The following is a 22,000-nucleotide window of genomic DNA, read 5'->3' on the forward strand; positions in this document are numbered from 1 at the left end:
TTTCGTTGAGTTCGCCTGGAGCCTTTACGTGGATGTCATCCTGCTGATCAAAGCCGCCATCATGGGTATCGTCGAGGGGCTCACCGAGTTCCTGCCGGTCTCGTCGACCGGCCACCTCATCCTGACCGGCAGCCTGCTGGGCCTCACCGACGCCAAGTCCAAGGTCTTCGACATCGCCATCCAGAGCGGCGCCATCCTGGCCGTCTTCATCGTCTACTGGGCGCGCATCCGCGAGGCGCTGACCGGACTGGCCAGCAGCGACAAGCAGCGCCGCTTCGTGCTGAACGTCTTCCTCGGCTTCCTGCCGGCGGCCATCGTCGGCCTGACGGTCTACAAGGCCATCAAGGCCCACCTCTTCAATGCCCCGGTCGTGGCCGGCGCCTTCATCGTCGGCGCACTGATCATCCTGTGGGTCGAGAAGGTGGCCAAGCCGCAACCGCGCATCCAGAGCGTGGACGACATGACGGCACTGGACGCGGTCAAGGTCGGCTTCGTGCAATGCTTGGGCATGATCCCCGGCACCAGCCGCTCAGGCGCCACCATCATCGGCGGCATGCTGCTGGGCCTGTCGCGCAAGGCGGCGACCGACTTCTCCTTCTTCCTGGCCATCCCGACGCTGATCTCGGCCGGCGGCTACAGCCTGTGGAAGGAGCGCCATGCGCTGTCGATGACCGACTTCCCGATGTTCGCCGTCGGCTTCATCGTCAGCTTCCTGGCCGCCTGGGCCTGCGTACGCTGGCTGCTGCGCTATGTGTCCACCCATACCTTCGTGGCCTTCGCCTGGTATCGCATCGCCTTCGGCATCGTCGTGCTGGCCACGTGGATTACGGGGACCGTCGTCTGGGCGGACTGAGATAATTGGTTGATGGCCATCACGATCAAGACCGCTGCCGATGTCGAGGGCATGCGCATCGCCGGGCGCCTCGCGTCGGAAGTGCTCGACATGCTCACGCCCCACGTCAAGCCGGGCGTCACGACCAACGAGCTGGACCGGCTCGCCCATGGCCACATCGTCAACGTGCAGCAGGGCGTTCCCGCGCCGCTGAACTACTGCCCGCCGGGCTACATCCCCTACCCCAAGTCGATCTGCACCTCGGTCAACAGCCAGGTCTGCCACGGCATCCCGAACGACAAGCCGCTGAAGAACGGCGACATCGTCAACATCGACGTCACCGTCATCAAGGACGGCTGGCATGGCGACACCAGCCGCATGTTCGTCGTCGGCGAGGGCTCCATCGCGGCAAAGCGGCTGTGCGCCTTCACCTACGAGGCCATGTGGAAGGGCATCGCAAAAGTCCGCCCCGGTGCGCGCCTTGGCGACATCGGCCACGCCATCCAGACCTTCGCCGAAAACGCGGGTTTTTCCATCGTGCGCGAGTTCTGCGGCCACGGCATCGGCCGCGTCTTCCACGAAGAGCCCCAGGTGCTGCACTACGGCCGCCCTGGCACGCTGGACGAACTCGTGCCCGGCATGATGTTCACGATCGAGCCCATGATCAACGCCGGCCGCCGCGAGATCAAGGAGATGGGCGATGGCTGGACCATCGTGACCAAGGACCGCTCGCTGTCGGCCCAGTGGGAGCACACCCTCCTTGTCACCGACACCGGCTACGAGGTGATGACGCTGTCTGCCGGCAGCCCGCCGCCGCCGGCCTTCATCACGCAGGCCGCAGCGGTAGCCGCCTGACGTGGCCACCCTTGCCGACCTCCGCCAGCAGTTCAAGGCGGGCAAGCAGGCGCTGATCGACGGCTTCCTGGCCGCCCGGCCCACACAGGCCGGTGCCCAGACCCTGCTCCGCCGCCTGGCCCGCCATGTCGACGACACGCTGCGCACACTCTGGACCCAGGCCGGCATGCCCGAGGGCGCCTGCCTCGCGGCCGTCGGCGGCTATGGCCGCGGCGAGCTGTTCCCGCATTCCGACATCGACGTCCTCGTGCTGCTGCCCGACGGCGTCGAGGCCCATGTGCCCGGCCCGGCCAAGGCGGCCATCGAGGGCTTCATCACGTCCTGCTGGGATGTCGGCCTGGAAATCGGCTCCTCGGTGCGCACGCTGGGCGAATGCCTGAGCGAGTCGCAGGGCGACGTGACCATCCAGACCGCCCTGCTCGAGGCCCGCGCGCTGGCTGGCGACGCCAAATTGTTTCGCCTGATGGCCAAGCGCTTCATGCAGGCGATGGACGCCAGGGCCTTCTTCCGCGCCAAGACGCTGGAGACGGTGCAGCGCCACACCAAGTTCGACGACACGCCCTATGCGCTGGAGCCCAACTGCAAGGAGAGCCCCGGCGGTCTGCGCGACCTGCAGATGCTGATGTGGATCGCGCGCGCCGCGGGCCTGGGCAAGACCTGGAAGGCGCTGGCCCAGGGCGGCCTCATCACGCCGTTCGAGAGCCGCCAGCTGCAGCGCAACGAGGGCCAGCTCAAGCTCATCCGCGCGCGCCTGCATGCGGTGGCCGGGCGCCGCGAGGACCGCCTCGTCTTCGACCAGCAGACCGCCGTGGCGCAGAGCTTCGGCTTCGTCGCGACCGAATCCGTGCGCGCCTCCGAGCTGCTGATGCGGCGCTACTACTGGGCCGCCAAGGCGGTCACGCAGCTGCACCAGATCCTGCTGCTGAACCTGGAGGAGCAGATCAACGGCTCGCAGCAGGACCTGCTGCGCCCGGTCGAGGGCCATCCCGAGTTCCTGGACCGCGGCCGCATGCTGGAGGTCGCGACGGACGACCTCTACCTGCAGGACCCGCACGCCATCCTGCGCACCTTCCTCGTCTACCAGCAGACGCCCGGCATCAAGGGCCTGTCGGCCAGCACGCTGCGTGCGCTGTACAACGCCCGCGGCCTGATGGACGCCGCCTGGCGGCGCGACCCCGTCAACCGCGCCACCTTCATGGCCATGCTGCGCCAGCACGAGGGGCAGACGCATGCCTTCAGGCTGATGAACCAGACTTCGGTGCTGGGCCGCTACCTGTGGGTCTTCCGCGCCATCGTCGGGCAGATGCAGCACGACCTCTTCCACGTCTACACCGTGGACCAGCACATCCTGATGGTGCTGCGCAATGTGCGGCGCTTCTTCATCCCCGAGCACGCCCACGAATACCCCTTCTGCTCGCAGCTCGCCGCGCAGTTCGACCAGCCCGAGCTGCTCTACATCGCCGCCCTCTTCCACGACGTGGCCAAGGGCCGCGGCGGCGACCACTCCGAACTCGGCGCCGTCGAGGTGCGCCGCTTCTGCCGCCAGCACGGCCTGGGCGCGGACGACACGGCGATGTGCGGCTTCCTCGTCGAGCACCATCTGACGATGTCGCGCGTCGCGCAGAAGGAGGACCTGGCCGACCCCGAGGTCATTGGCGCCTTCGCTGCCAAGGTGGGCGACGCGCGCCGCCTCACGGCCCTCTACCTGCTGACCGTGGCCGACATCCGCGGCACCAGCCCCAAGGTCTGGAACGCCTGGAAGGGCAAGCTGCTGGAGGACCTCTACCGCATCACGCTGCGCGCGCTGGGCGGCGCCAGGATCAACCTCGACGCCGAGATCGAGGCCCGCAAGGCCGACGCCCGCCAGGACCTGGCCCTGCACTCGCAGTTGCCCGGCACCGAGGAGCCGTTGTGGAAGACGCTGGCCGTCAGCTATTTCGCGCGCCACGACGGCGCCGAACTGGCCTGGCATGCGCGCTCGCTTTGGCGCCATGTCGAGACCCAGGTGCCGGTCGTGCGCGCCCGCCCCTCGCCCATCGGCGAGGGCCTGCAGGTGCTGGTCTATGCGCCCGACCAGCAGGACCTGTTCGCCCGCATCTGCGGTTATTTCGACGGCGCCGGCTTCAGCATCCTCGACGCCAAGGTGCACACGACCCGCAAGGGCTATGCGCTGGACACCTTCCAGGTCATCCGCCCCGAGGCCGACGTGCATCACCGCGACCTCGTGCCGCTGGTGGAACAGAAGCTCGCCCTCGCGCTGCAGGCCGACGGGCCGCTGCCCGAGCCGCGGCGCGGGCGGCTGTCGCGGCGCGTCAAGAGCTTTCCCTATATGCCGCGCATCTCGCTGCGGCCCGACGAGCGCGCCACCGCCTGGCTGCTGACCATCTCCACCAGCGACCGCGCCGGCCTGCTCTACGCCATCGCCCGCGTGCTGGCCCGCCACGGCATCAACCTGCAGCTGGCCAAGGTGTCGACGCTGGGCGAGCGCGTGGAAGACACCTTCCTGCTCGATGGCCCGGCCCTGCAGCAGAACAAGGCCCAGCTGCAGATCGAGAGCGAGCTGCTGGACGCCGTCTCCTTGCCTGCATGAGCTATACGACCACCATCACCGAGGCGGTCGCCGAGCTCGACCGCTACGACGCCATCATCGACGTGCGCTCGCCCGCCGAGTTCGCGGAAGACCACATGCCCGGCGCGCTGAACTGGCCGGTGCTGGACGACCAGGAGCGCCACGACGTGGGCCTGCTCTACGCCAGCTCGCCCTTCGAGGCCCGCAAGCTCGGCTCCGCCCTCGTCGCACGCAACATCGCCCGCCACATCGAAGCCAGCACCAGCGGCCTGCCCAAGACCTGGCGCCCGCTGGTGTACTGCTGGCGCGGCGGCCAGCGCTCCGGGTCGATGCACTGGTTCCTCGGCCAGATCGGCTTTCGCTCGCGCCAGCTGACCGGCGGCTACAAGGCCTACCGCGCCCGCGTCCGCGACGACCTCGCCGCCCTGCCCGCCGGCTTCAGCTGGCAGGTGCTGTGCGGGCGCACCGGCAGCGGCAAGACGCGGCTGCTGCACGCACTCGCTCTGGAGGGCGCCCAGGTGCTGGACCTCGAAGCCCTGGCCGCGCATCGCGGCTCCGTGCTCGGCGCCCTGCCCGACGCCCCCCAGCCCAGCCAGAAGGCCTTCGACAGCCAGCTGTGGGCGGCGCTGCGCGCGCTGGACCCGGCGCGGCCCGTCTTCGTCGAAAGCGAGAGCCGCAAGATCGGCCGCATCGCCGTGCCCGAGGCCCTGCTCGCGGCCATGCGCGGCGAGCGGGGCCTCTGCATCTGGATCGAGATGCCCGAGGCGGCCCGTGTCGAGCTGCTGCTGCAGGACTACGGCCACTTCGGCACCGACCCCGACACCTTCTGCAGCGCGCTGGACGGCCTCGTCGAGCTGCGCGGCCATGCCCGCGTCGCCGCCTGGCAGGCCCAGGCCCGCAGCGGCGACTGGGCCGGCGTGTTCGCGGCGCTGATGCGCGAGCACTACGACCCCGGCTACGAGCGCTCGTTGCGCGGCCATTTCCCGGCGCTCGCACGGGCCCGCCATCTGCCCGTCGATTCCGCCGACGCCCGGACGTTGAAAGCCGCCGCCCAGGCCCTACTGCAGGGCTGATCCCCCCTGCGGCCTCGCAGGAGCTTGAGCCTCGTCAAGCCCGCGCCGCCGCGCTGCGGCGACACTGGCGTGCTATGCCCCATCGTTTCACTGAACAGGCGCTGCGCGAGTCGCAGGCCTTCGGCGTGCGGCCCATTCCGCTGCTACGGCCGCTGGGCTGGCTGGCGCGCGGCTGGCAGGACCTCTGGCAGATGCCGCTGGTCTCCCTCGCTCAGGGCGCGCTGATGGCGGCCTTCGGCGCGCTGCTGTGGTGGTGGGCGCGCGAACGCTTCTGGCTGCTGTCGGGCGCCTTCAGCGGCTTCCTGCTCGTCGCACCCGTGCTGGCCACGGGCTTCTATGCCTGCAGCCGCGAGCTCGACCTCGGCGGCCGGCCCGGCTGGCACACGCTGCGCGCGGCCTGGCGTCCACGTGACGGCCGCCTCATCGTCTTCGGCGTGCTGCTGGCCTTCGCCGGCACCGGCTGGGTGATGAGCTCCGCCAGCCTGATCGCCGGCTTCGCGCCTACGCCCGTGCGCACGCCGCACGACTTCCTCGTCCTCATCGTGCTGAACGACGGCTCCCACCTCTTCGAACTCTGGCTCGCGCTGGGCGCCGTGCTGGCCGCGCCGGTGTTCGCGTCCAGCGTCGTCGCCATCCCGGCGCTGCTGGACCAGCCGCAGACCAAGCTCGGCGTCTTCGGCGCCGTGCTGACGAGCTGGCGCGTCGTGCTGGAGCACCCGGCCCCCATCGCGCTGTGGGCCGCGCTGCTGATGGGGCTGACGCTGGCAGGCATGGCCTCGGCCCTGCTCGGCCTCGTCGTCGTGCTGCCCTGGCTGGGCCACGCCAGCTGGCATGCCTACCGCGACCTCGTGACGCGCCGCCAGGACTAGCGCGATGTTTGGCTACACGGAAGCGCAGATCGCCCAGTTCGGCCTGACCTTCGGGGTCGGGGCCTTCATGCTCTACATGGTCTTCATCATCCTGCAGCTGGCGCGGGAGTCCAAGGCCGGGCGCTTCGGCACCTTCGTGCTGCTGCTGGGCCTGGGCTTCGGCCTGGTCGGCTTCGCGGCCAAGGGCGTCATCAAGTTCTTCCTGGCGGGCCACATCGGATGAAAGACGCCGCAGCACGCATCAGCCGCAGCTTCCGCCACAGCCGGCTGGAGGATGTTCAGGCCCTGCTGACCGGCACGCTGTTCGCGGCCCTGGGCGTGGCGCTGTTCAAGCAAGCCGGCATGCTCAGCGGCGGCACGGTGGGCATCGCCTTCCTCGGCCACTACGCCAGCGGCTGGCCCTTCGGCGCGCTGTTCTTCGCCATCAACCTGCCCTTCTACGGTCTGGCCTGGCGGCGCATGGGCCGGGCCTTCACGGTCAAGACCGTCATCGCCGTCACGCTGATGGCGGCCCTGTCCGAGGCCCTGCCGCACTGGCTCAGCATCAACACGCTGAACCCGCTGTTCGCGGCGGTGGGCGGCGGCCTGCTGATCGGCGCCGGCATGCTGATCCTGTTCCGCCACCGCGCCTCGCTCGGCGGGCTGAACGTGCTGGTGCTGTGGCTGCAGGAGACGCGCGGCTGGCGCGCCGGCTATATGCAGGCTGGCCTGGACGCGGCCATCCTGCTCGCCGGCCTGCCCTGGGTGCCCTGGCCGCGCATCGCGCTGTCGCTGCTCGGCATGGCGGCCATCAACGCGGCCCTGGCCATCAACCACCGGCCCGGCCGCTACATGGCGACCTGATCACTTCGCCGCAGCGGCGGCGGCGATGCCGATCAGCGGCACCTGGCCATAGGTGGTCGTCGGCAGCACGCCATTCCACTTGGCGATGGCCGCGCGCTGGTTCTCGACCTCGCGCAGCTTCAGCAGCTCGGGCGTGACCTGGGCGCGCTGCAGGGCCAGCGACTCGGCCTCGGCCTTGGCCTGCGTCACCTTCTGCTCGGCCTCGACGCGGATGCGCAGCAGGTCGCGCTCGGCGCGCAGCTTGTCCTGCTCGGCGCCGACCTTGGCCTCGATGGCCTTGGAGAAGCTGTCGGAGAAGCGGAAGTTGACGATGGCGAACTCGTCCAACACCAGGCCGTGGCGCTGCATCTTCTCGCGCAGCAGCGAGGCGATGCCCTCGCGCACGTCGGTGCGCCGCGTGATCAGTTCCTCGGCCGTGAAGCGGGCGGTGACGGCCTTCATGGACTCCTGCGCGGCGGGCAGGATGATGCGGTCCGCGATCACCTCGGTGCTGGGGCCGATGGCCTTGAAGGCCTGGGCCACCTGATGCGGCTCCAGGTGGTAGTTGATAGCCACGCGCGTGTGCACGGCCTGCAGGTCCTTGGACGCCGCATCGCCCTCGCCCTCGCTCTTCTGCACGCGCGTCTCGAGCAGGTGGATGCTCTGGGCCAGCGGGAAGCGCAGGTGTATGCCTTCGTCCAGCACGTCGTCCGAAGGCTTGCCGAAGGTCGTCATCACGCCGCGCGTGCCGGCCGGCACGATGCCGTAAGGCGCCAGCAGCCACAGCACGCCGATCGCCACGACGATCTGGATCAGACGCAAAAGACCGCTGGGAAAGCGGTTGGACTCGAAGCTCATCAAGGTCTCCCTGCCGTTACCGGCCCTGCCCGGGCTCGACGGCCCGTGGTGCCGGACTGTGCCAGCAAAAGGAGGCAGCTCAGCGCAGATCGCCTGCCAGGCTGGCCAGCGTCTCCGGCGCGATCTGCAGATGCGCCGGGTAGTGGGTGTGATCGCAGCCCAGCTTGACACCCGCACCGGCCTTCACGGCCTCGCACATCGCCGCGCTCAGCTCGAAGCGCACGAAGTGCACGGCCGAGGTCTTCTCGTCGTTCTCGCGGTCCAGGTCCTCGTCGGCGATCGCATAGACGCGCGGCTGCCCCTCGACCTCGACGAAGAGCCTGTCCTCGACGCCGATCAGCCGCGCCAGCTCGCGCCGGCGTTCGTTGGGGTCGGGGTATTCGATCAGCAGCGTGGCCTTCCAGTTCGCGCCGTCGGGCACGAGAGGCAGGTAGGCGTCGATCTCGCCCTGGATGCCCTCCTCCTCGAAGATCTTCTCGATGCGCAGCATCTCCTGGATCTGGTGCCGAACAGTGCGCTCGTCCTCGAACTGCAGGTTCAAGTGCTCGCCCAGGCGCACGCTGCGCAGGCGGCGATGGGCGACTATCGAAGCCTTCTCGGTCTTGCGAAAACGCGAGTAGGCCTCCAGCGTCATCAGGGTGTCGGGGGTGATGGTCATGGGATTCCGTAGGCGGTGCGCAGCAGCGTCAGCGGGTGGGCCAGGGCCTTGGCCGGCGTGCCCGCCTCGGCCATGCCCTGGGCGATGTGGTGACCGGCGAGCGCGCAGTCGCTGCTGATGAAGTCGGGCTCGTCCTTGGCCATGGCCTTGAACACCGGCTTGCCGATCTTCATCGCGACCGGATGGGTGGGCGTCTTCACGCCGTAGGTGCCGGCATGGCCCGAGCAGCGCTCGACGGTGCTGAGCCTGAGCTCCACGCTCTGGCCGATGAGCTTGAACATCTCCTCGGTCTTGCGGCCGATCTTCTGCACGCGGCCGTGACAGGGCACGTGGTAGCTGACCTTGCCCAGGGCCTGCTTGAAGTCCGTCCTGAGCAGGCCGTCCTTGTGGCGGGCGACGAGGTATTCGAACGGGTCCCACATCGCGTCCTGCACCAGCCTGACCGCCTCCTCGTCGGGGAACATCAGCGGCAGCTCCTGCTTGAACATCAGCGTGCAGCTCGGGATGACCGACAGGATCGCGAAGCCGTCCTTGGCATAGGGCGCCAGCACGGCGATGTTGGCCGTCTTGTGCTTCTCCACCGTCTCCAGGTCGCCCAGCTCCAGCTTGGGCATGCCGCAGCAGGCCTCCTTTTCGACGATGACGTAGGGGATGGCGTTGTGCTCCAGCACCTTGAGCAGGTCGAAGCCGATGCCGGGCTCGTTGTAGTTGACGTAGCAGGTCGAGAAGATCGCCACCTTGCCCGGCGTGCGCTCGCCGTTGGTGACGACCTGGGACTGCGACTTGGGCGCGCTCCAGCGGAAGCGCTGCAGCGCCAGCGCGGGCAGCCAGGCGTCGGGGTGCACGCCGAGCTGGCGGTCCAGCACGCGGCGCGCCAGCTTCGTGCGGTTCACCGCATTGACCACCTGCACGACGACCGGAATGCCCGCGAACTGGCCGTGCACGTCGGTCGAAGCCAGGAAGCGCTCGCCGGCCCCCACCTCGCCCTTGCGGTACTTGATCGCCTTGGCCCGCAGCATCGTGTGCGGGAAGTCGAGGTTCCACACGTGCGGCGGCACATAGGGGCACTTGGTCATGTAGCAGAGGTCGCACAGATAGCACTGGTCGACGACCTTCCAGAAGTCCGCCTTGTCCACGCCATCCAGCTCGCCGGTCCTGCCCTCGTCGACAAGGTCGAACAGCGTCGGGAAGCTCTGGCACAGGCCGACGCAGCGCCGGCAGCCATGGCAAATGTTGAAGATGCGCTCCATCTCGTGGAGGCAGGCCTCTTCGTCGTTGAACTCCGGGCTCTTCCAGTCGAGCGCGTGCCGCGTGGGCGCCTCGAGATTGCCTTCGCGAGTCATGATGAAAAAGGGCCGCGTTCAGCGGCCCCGCAATGGTGTGTCAATCGACCAGCGCATCCAGCGCCTTCTGGTAGCGGTTGGCGTGCGAGCGCTCGGCCTTGGCCAGCGTCTCGAACCAGTCCGCGATCTCGTCGAAGCCCTCGTCGCGCGCGGTCTTGGCCATGCCCGGGTACATGTCGGTGTACTCGTGGGTCTCGCCGGCCACGGCGGCCTTGAGGTTGTCGCGCGTCGGGCCGATGGGCAGGCCCGTGGCCGGGTCGCCCACGGCCTCGAGGAATTCCAGATGCCCGTGCGCATGCCCGGTCTCGCCTTCGGCGGTGGAGCGGAACAGCGCGGCCACATCGTTCTGGCCTTCGATGTCGGCCTTGTTCGCGAAATAGAGGTAGCGGCGGTTGGCCTGGGACTCGCCCGCGAAGGCGTCCTTCAGGTTCTGCTCGGTCTTGCTGCCTTTCAAGCTCATTGCAGTCTCCGGTCGGGGGTGGGGCCCTCACCCTAGCGCGACACGGCCCGGGCTGCAAATACATGCTCTCAATGCAGGCTATAGCAGGCCGCTATACCAGCGCAGGCCAAGCAGATGCCGCGCCAGTTGGTGGGAACGGCCCTGCGGGTCGGCAAGGTCGTGCAGCACGCTGAAATGCTCGCAGCCCGGCAGTTCCTCGCAGACCGGCACGGCCCCCGCGCGCCCAGGCCGCACGGATCAGCAGGTTCAGGCGGCGAAACTCCTCGCTCTCCTGCGCGCCCACCACGGCCATCAGCGTCTGCGGTGCCGGCGGCGCCGGGAAATGGATGGGGCTGAGCCGCTGCGCGCTGGCCGCGTCCAGCCGCAGGTCGGCGCTCAGGAAGGGCAGCCCGCACTGCGGCGGGCAGGTCGGTGCCGACGCGCTTCCAGTCGCAGCAGCTCAGCATCGCCGCCAGATGGCCACCTGCCGAGTGGCCGATGAGGGCGATGCGGCTCGGGTCGCCGCCATGCTCGGCCGCATGCCGCCAGGCCCAGGCCACGGCCTCGGTCATCAGCATCGCGATGCGCTCGATGCTGGCGCCCGGGCAGAGGTCGTAGTTGGGCACGATGACGAGAGCGCCCTCGTCCGTGAAGCTGGCCGCCAGGAAGGAGCAGTCCGACTTGTCCAGCGAGCGCAGGTGGCCGCCATGGATGCCGACGAGCACCGGCGCGAAGCTGCCGGCGAAGGCCGGGCCGGGCGAGAACACATCCGCGTCTGCTTGCCCCCTGGACCGTAACGCAGGTCGAGCTGGCAGCGTGCTCGCTCGCGCACCACCGCCGAGGCCTGGGCCCGGCGCGACAGCACCCCGGCGCTGTCGGCCACACTCTGGCGGTTGTTGTACGGGGCTTCGAACCAGGCCGTCGATCTGCGGGGCGTCATGGCCGGCGCGACAGTAGCCGCCGGCTCAGGCTATACTTATGGACTGCGTGGGGGGGGTAGCTCAGCTGGGAGAGCGCCGCGTTCGCAATGCGGAGGTCGGGAGTTCGATCCTCCTCCTCTCCACCAACCGATGATCCCGAGCGGTTCCACACCGTCTTAGGAAAGCAAAAAAGCCCTTGAGAATCAAAGCTCTAGGGCTTTTTTCTTACCCGGAACGTCCCTCGTTGCCCTCGGAGATCCGAGTTCACATTGCAGTAACTGGCGCAGTAACTGGAAGATTTCCGTCTTCCGACCTAAAAGTTACTGCATGGCCCAGCACCTCATCCCCTCGATAGCGGCTCGGTAGTCGGCCCTGAAGAACTTCCAGAACCCGCATGAACACTGGCATTGCGGGCGATTGCCGATGGTGGAGATTGCAAGATTGCGGCCCAATCCATACCAGTTCCTTGCAAACTGAATCGAGGTTTGGATGGGCCCGAAGCCGGCGGATGAGCGCAGCGACCACGACCTGTTCCGCACCGAACTGGTCAACCTGATCGACCAGCGCCACGAGTTGGCCAAGCTGGCCGAGCTGATCGACTGGCCAGCCTTTGCGCAGCAGTGGGGCTCGCAGTTCGAGTCCACGACGGGGCGCCCGGCGCTGGCGACAAGGCTGATGGCGGCGCTGCTGTACCTCAAGCACGTGTACGCGCTCAGCGACGAGGACGTGGTCGAGCGCTGGGTCGAGAACCCGTACTGGCAGCACTTTAGCGGCGAGCGCTACTTCCGCCACGAGCTGCCGTGCGATCCGTCTAGCCTGGTGCGCTGGCGCAAGCGCATCGGCGAGGCGGGTTGCGAATGGCTGCTGGCCCACAGCATCGAGGCGGCCAGCAAAGCCGGTGTGATCAAGCGGCGCAGCCTGGACACGGTCGTGCTGGACACGACGGTGCAACCCAAGGCGATTGCGCACCCGACCGACAGCCGATTGCTGAACCGCGCACGCGAACAGCTGGTGGCTGCGGCGCAGGATGCCGGCATCGTGCTGCGCCAGAGCTACGCACGGGTCGGCAAGGCCGCCGAGACGCAGGCCGGGCGCTACGCCCACGCCAAGCAGTTCAATCGCATGCGACGCGAGATCCGCAAGCTGCGCACCTGGCTGGGTCGGGTCATCCGCGATGTCCAGCGCAAGGCAGCGGCTGTCGGCGGCGAGGTCGCTGGCGCACTCAAGGACAAGCTCGACATCGCGCAGCGCCTGCATGCGCAGCAGCGCGACTCGAAGAACAAGCTGTACGCACTGCACGCCCCGGAGGTGGAGTGCCTGGCCAAGGGCATGGCCAGGACGCCTTACGAGTTCGGCGTGAAAGTGTCGGTCGCCGTCACGGCCACGGAGGGGCTGGTGGTGGGCATGCGCTCGATGCCCGGCAACCCGTACGACGGCCACACGGTGGACAGCCAGCTCGAGCAGGTCGAGATCCTCACCGGCAAGACACCCAAGATCGCCCTGGCCGACCGCGGCTACCGCGGCGTCGAGCCTGCGTGTGGGGCGCGGCTGTTGATCAGCCATACGCGGCGACTGCCCAAGCGGCTGAAGAAGCTGCTCAAGCGGCGCCAGGTGGTCGAGCCCATGATCGGCCACATGAAGGCCGATGGGCTGTTGGGCAAGAACTGGCTCAAGGGTGCGGACGGAGATGCACTGAACGCTCTGCTGTGCGGCGCCGGGCACAACCTGCGCATGATCCTGCGGCACCTGCGGGTGCTTTATTGCGCCCTGTGGGCCCTGATCGCTATGGCCATCACGCTGGGGATGGAAATGGCGACGCCAACATCGCGGCTCAACGCTGTGACCTCACGCCGCCCGGCGCTGGCGCGCGGCTGAAAACGAGTTGTTCAGGGCGGACTAACTAGCTTCATAACCAGCGACAGGCCTATCCGCAACGGATTCTGCGGTCGTACCCGACGGCTCGGAGTGGCGCCGACCGAAGCCCACGCTCGGGCTTCGAATGCGGCCATGCTCCGGCTCGATCACGTCGTGCTTGCGACAAAGCCGACAGTCTAGACATCCACACTTATTGGCTGGCACCGGAGCGGCGTCGGCAAGTGTTTGATCCAGGTCAGTTTTTCAGGAATCCGCCACGCCTGCGCGGAACTGGCACGCTCCTTGAGTAAGTCAAGGCATCCGCCCCTCGCGCTGCCACCAGGAGCCGTGCATGAACCTCAAGCTCGACGCCAAGCCGATCTACCTCGACTACGCCGCCACCACGCCGGTGGACCCGCGTGTGGTGCATGCCATGGTGCCCTTTCTGTACGAGAACTTCGGCAACCCGGCGTCGCGCAGCCATGCCTATGGTTGGGCCGCCGAGGAGGCGGTCGAGATCGCCCGCGAGCACGTGGCCAAGCTCATCGGCGCCGATGCACGCGAGATCGTCTGGACCTCCGGCGCCACCGAGTCCAACAACCTCGCTATCAAGGGCGCAGCCCAGTTCTACAAGACGCGTGGCAAGCACCTGATCACGGTCAAGACCGAGCACAAGGCCGTGCTCGACACCATGCGCGAGCTCGAGCGCGAGGGCTTCGAGGTGAGCTACCTCGACGTGCTGCCCAACGGCCTCGTCGACCTGGACGTTCTGCGTCAGGCGCTGCGCCCCGACACCATCCTCGTCTCGATCATGGCCGTCAACAACGAGATCGGCGTGGTGCAGGACATCGCCGCCATCGGCGAACTGCTGCGCGGCCGCGGCATCCTCTTCCATGTCGACGCCGCGCAGGCCGCCGGCAAAATCCCGCTGGACCTGGCCACGCTCAAGGTCGACCTGATGAGCCTGTCGGCCCACAAGATCTACGGCCCCAAGGGTATCGGCGCGCTGTACGTGCGGCGCAAGCCCCGGGTGCGCATTGAAGCGCAGATCCACGGCGGCGGCCACGAGCGCGGCATGCGCTCCGGCACCCTGCCCACGCACCAGATCGTCGGCATGGGCGAGGCCTACCGCCTGGCGCACGATGGCATGGCGGCGGAGAACGAGCGCATCCGCATGCTGCGCGACCGGCTGCTGCAGGGGCTCTCGGCCATCCCCGAGATCCGCATCAACGGCGACATGGAGCGCCGCGTGCCGCACAACCTCAACATCAGCTTCACCTTCGTCGAGGGTGAGTCGCTGCTGATGGGCATGAAGGGCATCGCCGTGTCCTCGGGATCGGCCTGCACCTCGGCCAGCCTGGAGCCAAGCTATGTGCTGCGCGCACTCGGCCTGCCCGACGAGGTGGCCCACAGCTCCATCCGCTTCTCCATCGGCCGCTACACCACGCCCGCCCACGTCGACACCGCCGTGCAGCGCGTCACCGAAACCGTGCTGCGCCTGCGCGAGCTGAGCCCGCTTTGGGACCTTCACTGCGCCGGTGTGGACCTCAACACCGTCCAGTGGGCCGAGCACTGAACACGAACGGAGCTTTCCATGGCGTACAGCGACAAGGTCATCGACCATTACGAAAACCCCCGCAACGTCGGCACCTTCCAGACCGAGGACGCCGACGTGGGCACTGGCATGGTCGGCGCGCCGGCCTGCGGCGACGTGATGAAGCTGCAGATCAAGGTCAACCCCGCCACCGGCCTCATCGAGGACGCAAAGTTCAAGACCTACGGCTGCGGCTCAGCCATCGCGTCGAGCTCCCTCGTGACCGAGTGGGTCAAGGGCAAGAGTCTGGACCAGGCCCTGGCGATCAAGAACACCGCCATCGCCGAGGAACTGGCCCTGCCGCCGGTCAAGATCCACTGCTCCATCCTGGCCGAGGACGCCATCAAGGCCGCGGTCGCGGATTACCGCCAACGCCGTGGCGAGGTGACCGAGCAGCCCGCCTGTTCCCCCGTGCAGGCCGCCACCGCCTGACGCCCCGCCCCCAACCTGCCCAGGAGCACGCCATGTCCACCTGTCAGTCCCACGCTGCCGGCTCGTCCTGCGCCAGCTCGGCCAGCCTGCCACTCGCCACGCCCTTCACGCTGCCCGAGGGTGCCGCACCCATCAAGGTCAGCGACGCTGTCGTCTCCAAGGTCAGCGTCATGCTCGCCGAAGAAGGTGACCCCAACCTCAAGCTGCGCATCTTCGTGACGGGCGGGGGCTGCTCGGGCTTCCAGTACGGCTTCGCCTTCGACGAGGAGAGCAAAGCGGACGACACCTGCGTCGAAGCCGGCTCGCTCAAGGTCATCGTCGACGCGAGCAGCCTGCAGTTCATGTTGGGTGCCGAGATCGACTACGAGGAGAGCCTCGAAGGCTCGCGCTTCGTGATCCGCAACCCGAACGCGGCCAGCACCTGTGGCTGCGGCAGTTCCTTCTCGGTATGACGGGAGTTCTGCCATGAGTCTCACCGTCACCCCCAAGGCCGCCCGCCAGATCGAGAAGGCCCTGGCGCAACGCGGCGGCGGCTTCGGGCTGCGCATCGCCGTCAAGACCAGCGGTTGCTCCGGCTATGCCTATGCGCTGGAGTTCGCCGAAGCACCGGCACCGGAAGATCACGAGTTCCGGAGCGAAGGCGTGACACTGCTCGTCGACGCGCGCAGCCTGCCCATGGTGGACGGCACGCAGCTCGACTGGGTGCGCGAGGGCCTGAACGAAGGCTTTAAGTTCCACAACCCCAACGCCACCGCCAATTGCGGCTGTGGCGAGAGCTTCGCTGTCTAGCCTGCCGATCGGGGAGTCCCACCATGGCCTTGCTCCAGATCGCCGAGCCCGGACGTACGGCCGCCCCCCACCAGCACCGCCTGGCGGTGGGTATCGACCTCGGCACGACCAACTCCCTCGTCGCGACGCTGCGCAGCGGCGTGCCTACCGTGCTGGGCGACACCCAGGGCCGACGCCTGCTGCCCTCGGTCGTGCACTACGCGGCCGACGGCCGCGTGCTCATCGGCCACGAGGCGAACGAGCACGCCGCCGCCGACCCTCAGAACACCATCGCCTCGGCCAAGCGCCTGATCGGCCGCGCCCTCACCGACCTGCCGGCCGGTGCCGTGCCCTATGCAGTGCAGCCCCTGGGAACGGGCGCCGTGGCAGTGCCAACGCGAGCCGGCCTGAAGACGCCGGTGGACGTGGGCGCTGAAGTGCTAAGCAAGCTGCGCGAGCGCGCCGAGGCCTCCCTCGGCGGAGCGCTTGTTGGGGCTGTCATCACCGTGCCAGCCTATTTCGACGATGCCCAGCGCCAGGCCACCAAGGACGCCGCCCGCCAGGCCGGGCTGAACGTGCTTCGCCTGCTCAACGAACCGACGGCGGCCGCCGTGGCCTACGGCCTGGACACGGCAAGCGAAGGCGTCTACGCGGTCTACGACCTCGGCGGCGGCACCTTCGACGTCTCACTGCTGCGTCTCACGCGTGGCGTGTTCGAGGTGCTGGCCACCAACGGCGATGCAATGCTCGGCGGCGACGATTTCGACCAAATCCTGGTCGACTGGTTCCGCTCGCAGGACGACGCGCTCGACTGGACCGACGCCGATGCCGGCGCCTTGCGCGCTGCCGCCCGCCAAGCCAAGGAGGTCCTGACCGACACGGCCGAGACCACCCTGTGCTGCGTGCGCCACGATGGCGCCAGCCAGGCGGCGCGGCTCACACGCGAGCACTTCGAGCACTTGGTGCAGCCGCTGGTGAACCGCACGCTGGAGCCCGTGAAGCGGGCGCTGCGCGACGCCGGGCTGCGCGCAGCCGAGATGGACGGCATCGTCCTCGTCGGCGGCGCTACCCGCATGCCCGTGGTGCGCCGCGCCGTCGCTGCGCTCTTCGGCCGCGAGCCCTACACGGGCATCGACCCCGACCTGGCCGTGGCGCTGGGCGCCGCCATCCAGGCCGACCAGCTCGCCGGCAACCGCGCGACGGGCGACAGCGGCCTGCTGCTGCTGGACGTCTGCCCGCTGTCCCTGGGCATCGAGACCATGGGCGGGCTGGTGGAGAAGATCATCCCGCGCAACAGCACCGTACCGACAGGGCGGGCCCAGGAATTCACCACCTTCAAGGACGGCCAGACCGCCATGGCCATCCATGTCGTGCAGGGCGAGCGCGAGCTGGTGAGCGAGTGCCGGTCCCTGGCCCGCTTCGCGCTGCACGGCATCCCGCCGATGGTGGCGGGCGCTGCGCGCATCCGCGTCACTTTCCAGATCGACGCGGACGGTCTGCTCTCGGTGCACGCCGCCGAGCAGACCACGGGCGTGCAGACCCAGGTCGAAGTCAAGCCCAGCTACGGCCTGGGCCATGACGCGGTGGCCGAGGTGCTGCGCCATGCGCTGCTCAACGCAGAGGCCGACACCGCCGCCCGCATGCTGCGCGAGGCCGAGGTCGAGGCACGCCGCCTGCTCGATGCGGTCGAGGCCGCCATTGCCGAAGACCAGCGCCTGCTGCTGCCCCGAGAGCAGTTCGCCATCCTGCGCTCGATGCAGGACGTGGCCGATGGCCTGGAGCAATGTGCCGAAGCCGACGGCGGCTCACTGGCCGAGCAGAAGACCGCGCGCGAGGCGCTGCGCGCCGCGACCGAAGGGTTGAACCTCGCCACCACCGCGTTCGCCGGCCGACGCATGGACGCCCGCGTGCGCCAGGCGCTGGCCGGACGCCGCATGGACCAAATCTCCGCCTAAGCAGGATCGCGAATGAGCCCCGCAACGACGACGCCCCCTGGCGCCCGCAGCACCATAGCCGCAGCCACCGAGGTGACCGTGCGGCCCCACGCCGAGCACTGCCCCGAGGGCCTGCAGTTCGCGGCACGGCCCGGCCGCAAGCTCGTGGACGAGCTGCTGCAGGCCGGCATCGCCATCGAGCATGCCTGCGAGAAGGTCGGCGCCTGCGCCACCTGCCACGTCCACGTGCGCAGCGGCGGCGAGGCCCTGACGCCGGCCGACGACGAGGAAGAAGACCAGCTCGACGACGCCTGGGGCGTGGACGCGCAGTCGCGCCTCGCCTGCTGCGTGAAGGTGCGCGGCGCGGCCTTGGTCATCGAGCTGCCGCGCTACACCAAGAACCACGCCCGCGAGAAGCAGGCCTCTGCGCCTGTCACCCTCTCAGCCCCTCGCGCCGCCTCGCGACCGAGGGGCTGATGCTTTGTGGCGCGCCGCGACCGCATGTCGACAAGCCAACAATCGACACACGTCACGGCAGCCTCGGCGGCAGCAAGAAAATCCCGGCGAATCAATGGCTTAGAGACGACACCGGCATGGCACAGCCTTTGCGATGCATGAGGCAGGACACCCTGCACCGCCCATCATGCCCACCGCCTCCTCCCCCTGGCCCTGCACGCTGAACGACACCACGCTGCGCGATGGCGAACAGACGGCCGGCGTGGCCTTCTCCCGCGACGAGAAGCTGGCCATCGCCCGCGCGCTGGACGAGGCCGGCGTGCCAGAACTGGAGATCGGCATCGCGGCCATGGGCACACAGGAGATCGACACACTGCGCGCCCTCACCCACGCCGGGCTGCGGGCCCGCACCATGGTCTGGGCGCGCATGTCGCAGTTCGACCTGAAAAGCGCCGCCGCCTGCGACGCCGACATCGTGCACCTGTCGGTGCCGGTGTCGGACCAGCAGCTCACCCACAAGCTCGGCCGCGACCGCGCCTGGGCGCTGGCCACGGTGCAGCGCTGCGTCAGCGACGCCCGCGAGGCCGGGCTGGTGCCCAGCGTCGGTCTGGAGGACGCCTCGCGGGCCGACATGGACTTTCTCGCTCAGGTGGCCGAGACCGCGCAGATGGCCGGCGCCATCCGCCTGCGCTTCGCCGACACCCTGGGCCTGCTCGACCCCTTCAGTACCCACGAGCGCATCGCCAAGCTGCGCACGGCCACCGACCTCGACATCGAGATCCATGCCCACAACGATCTCGGCCTGGCCACTGCCAACACACTGGCCGCCCTGCGCGCCGGCGCCACCCATGCCAGCACCACGGTCAACGGCCTGGGCGAGCGCGCCGGCAACGCAGCGCTGGAGGAAGTGGTGATGGGCTTGCGGCATCTCCACGGCATCGAGTGTGGCGTGGACAGCCGCGCACTCGTGGGCCTGTCGCAGCGCGTTGCCCTGGCCTCGGGCCGGCCCGTGCCGGCGGGCAAGAGCATCGTCGGCGAGGCGGTGTTCTCGCACGAGTCCGGCATCCACGTCGACGGCCTGCTGAAGGACCCGCGCAACTACCAGCCCTTCGACCCCGCCGAGCTGGGGCGCAGCCATGCGCTGGTCCTGGGCAAGCACAGCGGCTCGGCCGGCCTGCGCCGCGAGCTGCAGCGCCTGGAGCTGCCGGTGCGCGACGACGTGATCGAGCCGCTGCTCGCCCGAGTGCGCGAGCACGCCACACAGACCAAGCGACAACTCGACGGCGTTGAGCTGCGCCGCCTCATCTCGGAAGTCGCGGCCCGACAGCCGCACCTCGCCTGAAGGAGACCCACCATGGACCTGATGCAACAACTCAAGGCCCTGTCCAGCGCCAACGAGTTCCTGGAGTTCTTCGGCATCGCCTATGACGAACGCGTCGTCAACGTGAACCGCCTGCACATCCTCAAGCGCTTCTACCAGTACCTGCGCCGCGCCGAGGGCCTGACCGGGCTGGACGAGGTGGCGCTCTTCCGCCGCTACCGCGAGATGCTGAACCAGGCCTACCAGGACTTCACCACCTCCACGGCCTACCACGAGAAGGTGTTCAAAGTCTTCCAGGATGCCGAAGGTCGGCAGCACGTCTCGCTCGACAGCCTGCGCCAGAGCCTGCCAGGCCGAGCCGCGGCCTGAACCGAGAACCCGAGGAGCACCTCATGCACATCGTCGTCTGCATCAAGCAGGTTCCGGACTCGGCGCAGATCCGCGTCCACCCCGTCACCAACACCATCATGCGCCAGGGGGTGCCGGCCATCGTCAACCCCTACGACCTCTTCGCGCTCGAGGAGGCGCTGCGCCTGAAGGACCAGTTCGGTGGGCGTGTCACCATGCTCTGCATGGGGCCGCCGCAGGCCGAGGACGCACTGCGCAAATGCCTGAGCTTCGGGGCGACCGACGCCATCCTCGTCACGGATCGCGCCTTCGCCGGTGCCGACACGCTGGCGACCAGCTATGCCCTGGCCGCGGCCATCCGCAAGATTGGCCAGGAGCAGGCGGTGGACCTGGTGTTCACCGGCAAGCAGACCATCGACGGCGACACCGCCCAGGTCGGCCCCGGCGTGGCCAAGCGACTGGGGCTGAACCTGCTGACCTACGTGAGCCGCATCGTCGAGGTGGACCTCGACGCTCGTCGCATCCAGGTGGAGCGCCGCGCCGAAGGCGGTGTGCAGCTGCTCGACACCACGCTGCCCAGCCTCATCACCATGCTCGAAGGCACGAACGAGATGCGCTTCGCGACCATGGAGGACATGCTGCGCGCCGCCCGCTGCACGGTGCGCAAGTGGAACAAGGACGACGCCGGCATCGAGGACATCACCAAGATCGGCCTCAAGGGCTCGCCCACCATCGTCAGCAAGGTCTTCGGCCCCAAGCCCCGCAGCGAGAAGGCCGACATGCAGGTCGTCTCTGACTCCAGCGTCAACGACGTCTGCCTCAACCTCATCCAGAAGATCTTCACCACGCACTCCACGCTGGAGGAAGAGACCGTGGAACGCCTGTCCGCCTGAACGCGCAAGGAGAAGCCCGATGAACGCAACAGCCCAACCCGCCGCCCCCTCGGGCGGTGCCGGTGCCGCAGGCGGCGCCCTCAAAACAGCCGGCCGCTCCGGCCGCAGCACCGAACTGCCCGAACACCTCAAGGCCTACAAGGGCGTGTGGGTCTTCATCGAGCATGACCGCGGCCATGTGCACCCCGTCAGCTGGGAACTGATGGGCGAGGCCCGCAAGCTGGCCGACAAGCTGGGCGTCGACGTGAGCGGCGTGTTGCTCGGCGGGCCCCAGGATCCGCTGGAGGCCTTCGCCAAGGAAGCCTATGCCTACGGCGCCGACCATGCCTACCTGATGCGCGACCCCGTGCTGCAGGGCTACCGCAACGAGCCCTTCACCAAGGGCATGACCGACCTGGTCAACAGATACCAGCCTGAAATCCTGCTGCTGGGCGCCACCACCATGGGCCGCGACCTGGCGGGCTCGGTCGCGACGACGCTGGCCACCGGCCTGACGGCCGACTGCACCGAGCTCAACATCGACGGCCGCGCGCTGGCCGCCACGCGGCCGACTTTCGGCGGGTCGTTGCTCTGCACCATCATGACCCTGGCCTACCGGCCGCAGATGGCCACGATGCGCCCGCGCACGGCACCCATGCCGCGCCGCGACGAAAACCGCAGCGGCGACATCATCACGATGGAGCTTGGCATGATCGAGACCGACATCGTCACCAAGCTGCTGGACTTCATCCCCGACGCCAGCCGCAACACGGTGAACCTGGCCTATGCCGACATCATCGTCACGGCCGGCAAGGGGCTGAAGAACGCCGACAACTGCCAGTTGGTCTGGGACCTGGCCCGGGTGCTGGGCGCCGAAGTGGGCGCCACCCGCGCGGTGACCCAGGCGGGCTGGCTGGAGGCCGAGAGACAGGTGGGCCAGACCGGAAAAACCGTGCGCCCAAAGCTCTACATCGCCGCCGGCGTGTCCGGCGCCATCCAGCACCGCGTGGGCATGGAGGCAAGCGACATCATCGTCGCCATCAACACCGACCCCAACGCGCCCATCTTCGACTTCGCGCACCACGGCATCGTCGGCAACGCGATGCAGGTGCTGCCCATGCTGACCCAGACCTTCCGCAGCCACCTGGACAAGCGCATCAGGAAGGTCGCCTGAACGGCCCCA

The 22,000-nt window shown here is 68.5% G+C and carries 22 protein-coding genes, 1 tRNA gene and 1 pseudogene; 19 read left to right on the forward strand and 5 right to left on the reverse strand.

Going from position 1 to position 22,000, the window contains the following annotated elements:
* Positions 1-28: 28 nt before the first annotated feature.
* The 7 genes from EV671_RS03550 (at position 29) to EV671_RS03580 (ending at position 7,041) form a co-directional block, all read left to right on the forward strand.
* Positions 29-853, forward strand: a complete 825-nt coding sequence (locus EV671_RS03550) for an undecaprenyl-diphosphate phosphatase (RefSeq protein ID WP_132569916.1) — start codon at positions 29-31, stop codon at positions 851-853.
* Between the two features lie 12 nt (positions 854-865).
* Entirely contained in the window at positions 866-1,687 is an 822-nt protein-coding gene (map, locus tag EV671_RS03555; protein WP_132569917.1) for a type I methionyl aminopeptidase, read from the forward strand.
* Position 1,688: 1 nt separating this feature from the next.
* Entirely contained in the window at positions 1,689-4,277 is a 2,589-nt protein-coding gene (locus EV671_RS03560; protein WP_132569918.1) for a [protein-PII] uridylyltransferase, read from the forward strand.
* Positions 4,274-5,329 (forward strand): tRNA 2-selenouridine(34) synthase MnmH, encoded by a 1,056-nt coding sequence (gene mnmH, locus EV671_RS03565; protein WP_132569919.1) that lies wholly within the window; start codon positions 4,274-4,276, stop codon positions 5,327-5,329. Before EV671_RS03560 ends, mnmH begins: the two co-directional genes overlap by 4 nt.
* 74 nt (positions 5,330-5,403) lie before the next feature.
* Positions 5,404-6,198, forward strand: a complete 795-nt coding sequence (locus EV671_RS03570) for a DUF2189 domain-containing protein (RefSeq protein ID WP_132569920.1) — start codon at positions 5,404-5,406, stop codon at positions 6,196-6,198.
* A 4-nt stretch (positions 6,199-6,202) separates the two neighbouring features.
* Positions 6,203-6,421 carry a DUF2788 domain-containing protein gene (locus EV671_RS03575; protein WP_132569921.1) on the forward strand — a complete coding sequence of 73 codons (219 nt, stop codon included), beginning with the start codon at positions 6,203-6,205 and terminating at the stop codon, positions 6,419-6,421.
* Positions 6,418-7,041 (forward strand): YitT family protein, encoded by a 624-nt coding sequence (locus EV671_RS03580; protein WP_132569922.1) that lies wholly within the window; start codon positions 6,418-6,420, stop codon positions 7,039-7,041. Before EV671_RS03575 ends, EV671_RS03580 begins: the two co-directional genes overlap by 4 nt.
* Here the strand turns inward: EV671_RS03580 and EV671_RS03585 are convergent, their stop codons facing one another.
* From EV671_RS03585 to EV671_RS03605, 5 genes are all read right to left on the reverse strand, one after another.
* The gene (locus tag EV671_RS03585; protein WP_132569923.1) at positions 7,042-7,878 is read right to left on the reverse strand and encodes a prohibitin family protein; all 837 of its coding nucleotides are present in this window, start codon (positions 7,876-7,878) and stop codon (positions 7,042-7,044) included.
* 79 nt (positions 7,879-7,957) lie between these two features.
* Positions 7,958-8,536, reverse strand: coding sequence for a DUF3501 family protein (locus tag EV671_RS03590; RefSeq protein WP_132569924.1), 579 nt, complete (start codon positions 8,534-8,536; stop codon positions 7,958-7,960).
* Positions 8,533-9,879, reverse strand: coding sequence for a (Fe-S)-binding protein (locus tag EV671_RS03595; protein WP_132569925.1), 1,347 nt, complete (start codon positions 9,877-9,879; stop codon positions 8,533-8,535). The genes EV671_RS03590 and EV671_RS03595 overlap by 4 nt, the downstream gene beginning before the upstream one ends.
* 40 nt (positions 9,880-9,919) lie before the next feature.
* Positions 9,920-10,339 (reverse strand): rubrerythrin family protein, encoded by a 420-nt coding sequence (locus tag EV671_RS03600; RefSeq protein WP_132569926.1) that lies wholly within the window; start codon positions 10,337-10,339, stop codon positions 9,920-9,922.
* Between the two features lie 68 nt (positions 10,340-10,407).
* On the reverse strand, positions 10,408-11,085 hold the full coding sequence (locus EV671_RS03605; RefSeq protein WP_243655561.1) for an alpha/beta hydrolase: 678 nt from the start codon (positions 11,083-11,085) through the stop codon (positions 10,408-10,410).
* A 223-nt stretch (positions 11,086-11,308) separates the two neighbouring features.
* Between EV671_RS03605 and EV671_RS03610 the strand changes: the two genes are divergently transcribed.
* The 12 genes and pseudogenes from EV671_RS03610 (at position 11,309) to EV671_RS03665 (ending at position 21,991) form a co-directional block, all read left to right on the forward strand.
* A tRNA-Ala gene (locus EV671_RS03610) sits at positions 11,309-11,384 on the forward strand.
* A gap of 343 nt (positions 11,385-11,727) precedes the next feature.
* The gene (locus tag EV671_RS03615; RefSeq protein WP_132569927.1) at positions 11,728-13,113 is read left to right on the forward strand and encodes an IS5 family transposase; all 1,386 of its coding nucleotides are present in this window, start codon (positions 11,728-11,730) and stop codon (positions 13,111-13,113) included.
* Positions 13,114-13,444: 331 nt separating this feature from the next.
* Positions 13,445-14,668 carry an IscS subfamily cysteine desulfurase gene (locus tag EV671_RS03620; protein ID WP_132569928.1) on the forward strand — a complete coding sequence of 408 codons (1,224 nt, stop codon included), beginning with the start codon at positions 13,445-13,447 and terminating at the stop codon, positions 14,666-14,668.
* A gap of 18 nt (positions 14,669-14,686) precedes the next feature.
* A complete protein-coding gene (iscU, locus tag EV671_RS03625) occupies positions 14,687-15,118 on the forward strand; it encodes a Fe-S cluster assembly scaffold IscU (protein ID WP_132569929.1) in 432 nt (143 codons plus the stop codon).
* A gap of 32 nt (positions 15,119-15,150) precedes the next feature.
* Positions 15,151-15,570 carry an iron-sulfur cluster insertion protein ErpA gene (gene erpA, locus EV671_RS03630; protein WP_132569930.1) on the forward strand — a complete coding sequence of 140 codons (420 nt, stop codon included), beginning with the start codon at positions 15,151-15,153 and terminating at the stop codon, positions 15,568-15,570.
* A 13-nt stretch (positions 15,571-15,583) separates the two neighbouring features.
* On the forward strand, positions 15,584-15,907 hold the full coding sequence (locus EV671_RS03635; protein ID WP_132569931.1) for a HesB/IscA family protein: 324 nt from the start codon (positions 15,584-15,586) through the stop codon (positions 15,905-15,907).
* Positions 15,908-15,930: 23 nt separating this feature from the next.
* Complete coding sequence (hscA, locus tag EV671_RS03640) at positions 15,931-17,841, forward strand: Fe-S protein assembly chaperone HscA (RefSeq protein WP_132569932.1); 1,911 nt, start codon at positions 15,931-15,933, stop codon at positions 17,839-17,841.
* Positions 17,842-17,853: 12 nt separating this feature from the next.
* Positions 17,854-18,237: pseudogene (locus tag EV671_RS03645) on the forward strand (2Fe-2S iron-sulfur cluster-binding protein); the annotation flags it as partial.
* Positions 18,238-18,463: 226 nt separating this feature from the next.
* Positions 18,464-19,618, forward strand: coding sequence for a homocitrate synthase (gene nifV / locus EV671_RS03650; protein WP_132569934.1), 1,155 nt, complete (start codon positions 18,464-18,466; stop codon positions 19,616-19,618).
* 12 nt (positions 19,619-19,630) lie between these two features.
* Positions 19,631-19,966: a nitrogenase stabilizing/protective protein NifW gene (gene nifW / locus EV671_RS03655; RefSeq protein WP_132569935.1), complete on the forward strand. Its 336-nt coding sequence runs from the start codon at positions 19,631-19,633 to the stop codon at positions 19,964-19,966.
* 23 nt (positions 19,967-19,989) lie between these two features.
* Positions 19,990-20,838, forward strand: coding sequence for an electron transfer flavoprotein subunit beta/FixA family protein (locus EV671_RS03660; RefSeq protein ID WP_132569936.1), 849 nt, complete (start codon positions 19,990-19,992; stop codon positions 20,836-20,838).
* A 19-nt stretch (positions 20,839-20,857) separates the two neighbouring features.
* Positions 20,858-21,991 carry an electron transfer flavoprotein subunit alpha/FixB family protein gene (locus EV671_RS03665; RefSeq protein WP_132569937.1) on the forward strand — a complete coding sequence of 378 codons (1,134 nt, stop codon included), beginning with the start codon at positions 20,858-20,860 and terminating at the stop codon, positions 21,989-21,991.
* Positions 21,992-22,000: the final 9 nt, after the last annotated feature.

It is taken from the genome of Roseateles saccharophilus (assembly GCF_004342485.1).
In the GTDB taxonomy this organism is placed as follows: Bacteria; Pseudomonadota; Gammaproteobacteria; order Burkholderiales; family Burkholderiaceae_C; genus Pelomonas; species Pelomonas saccharophila.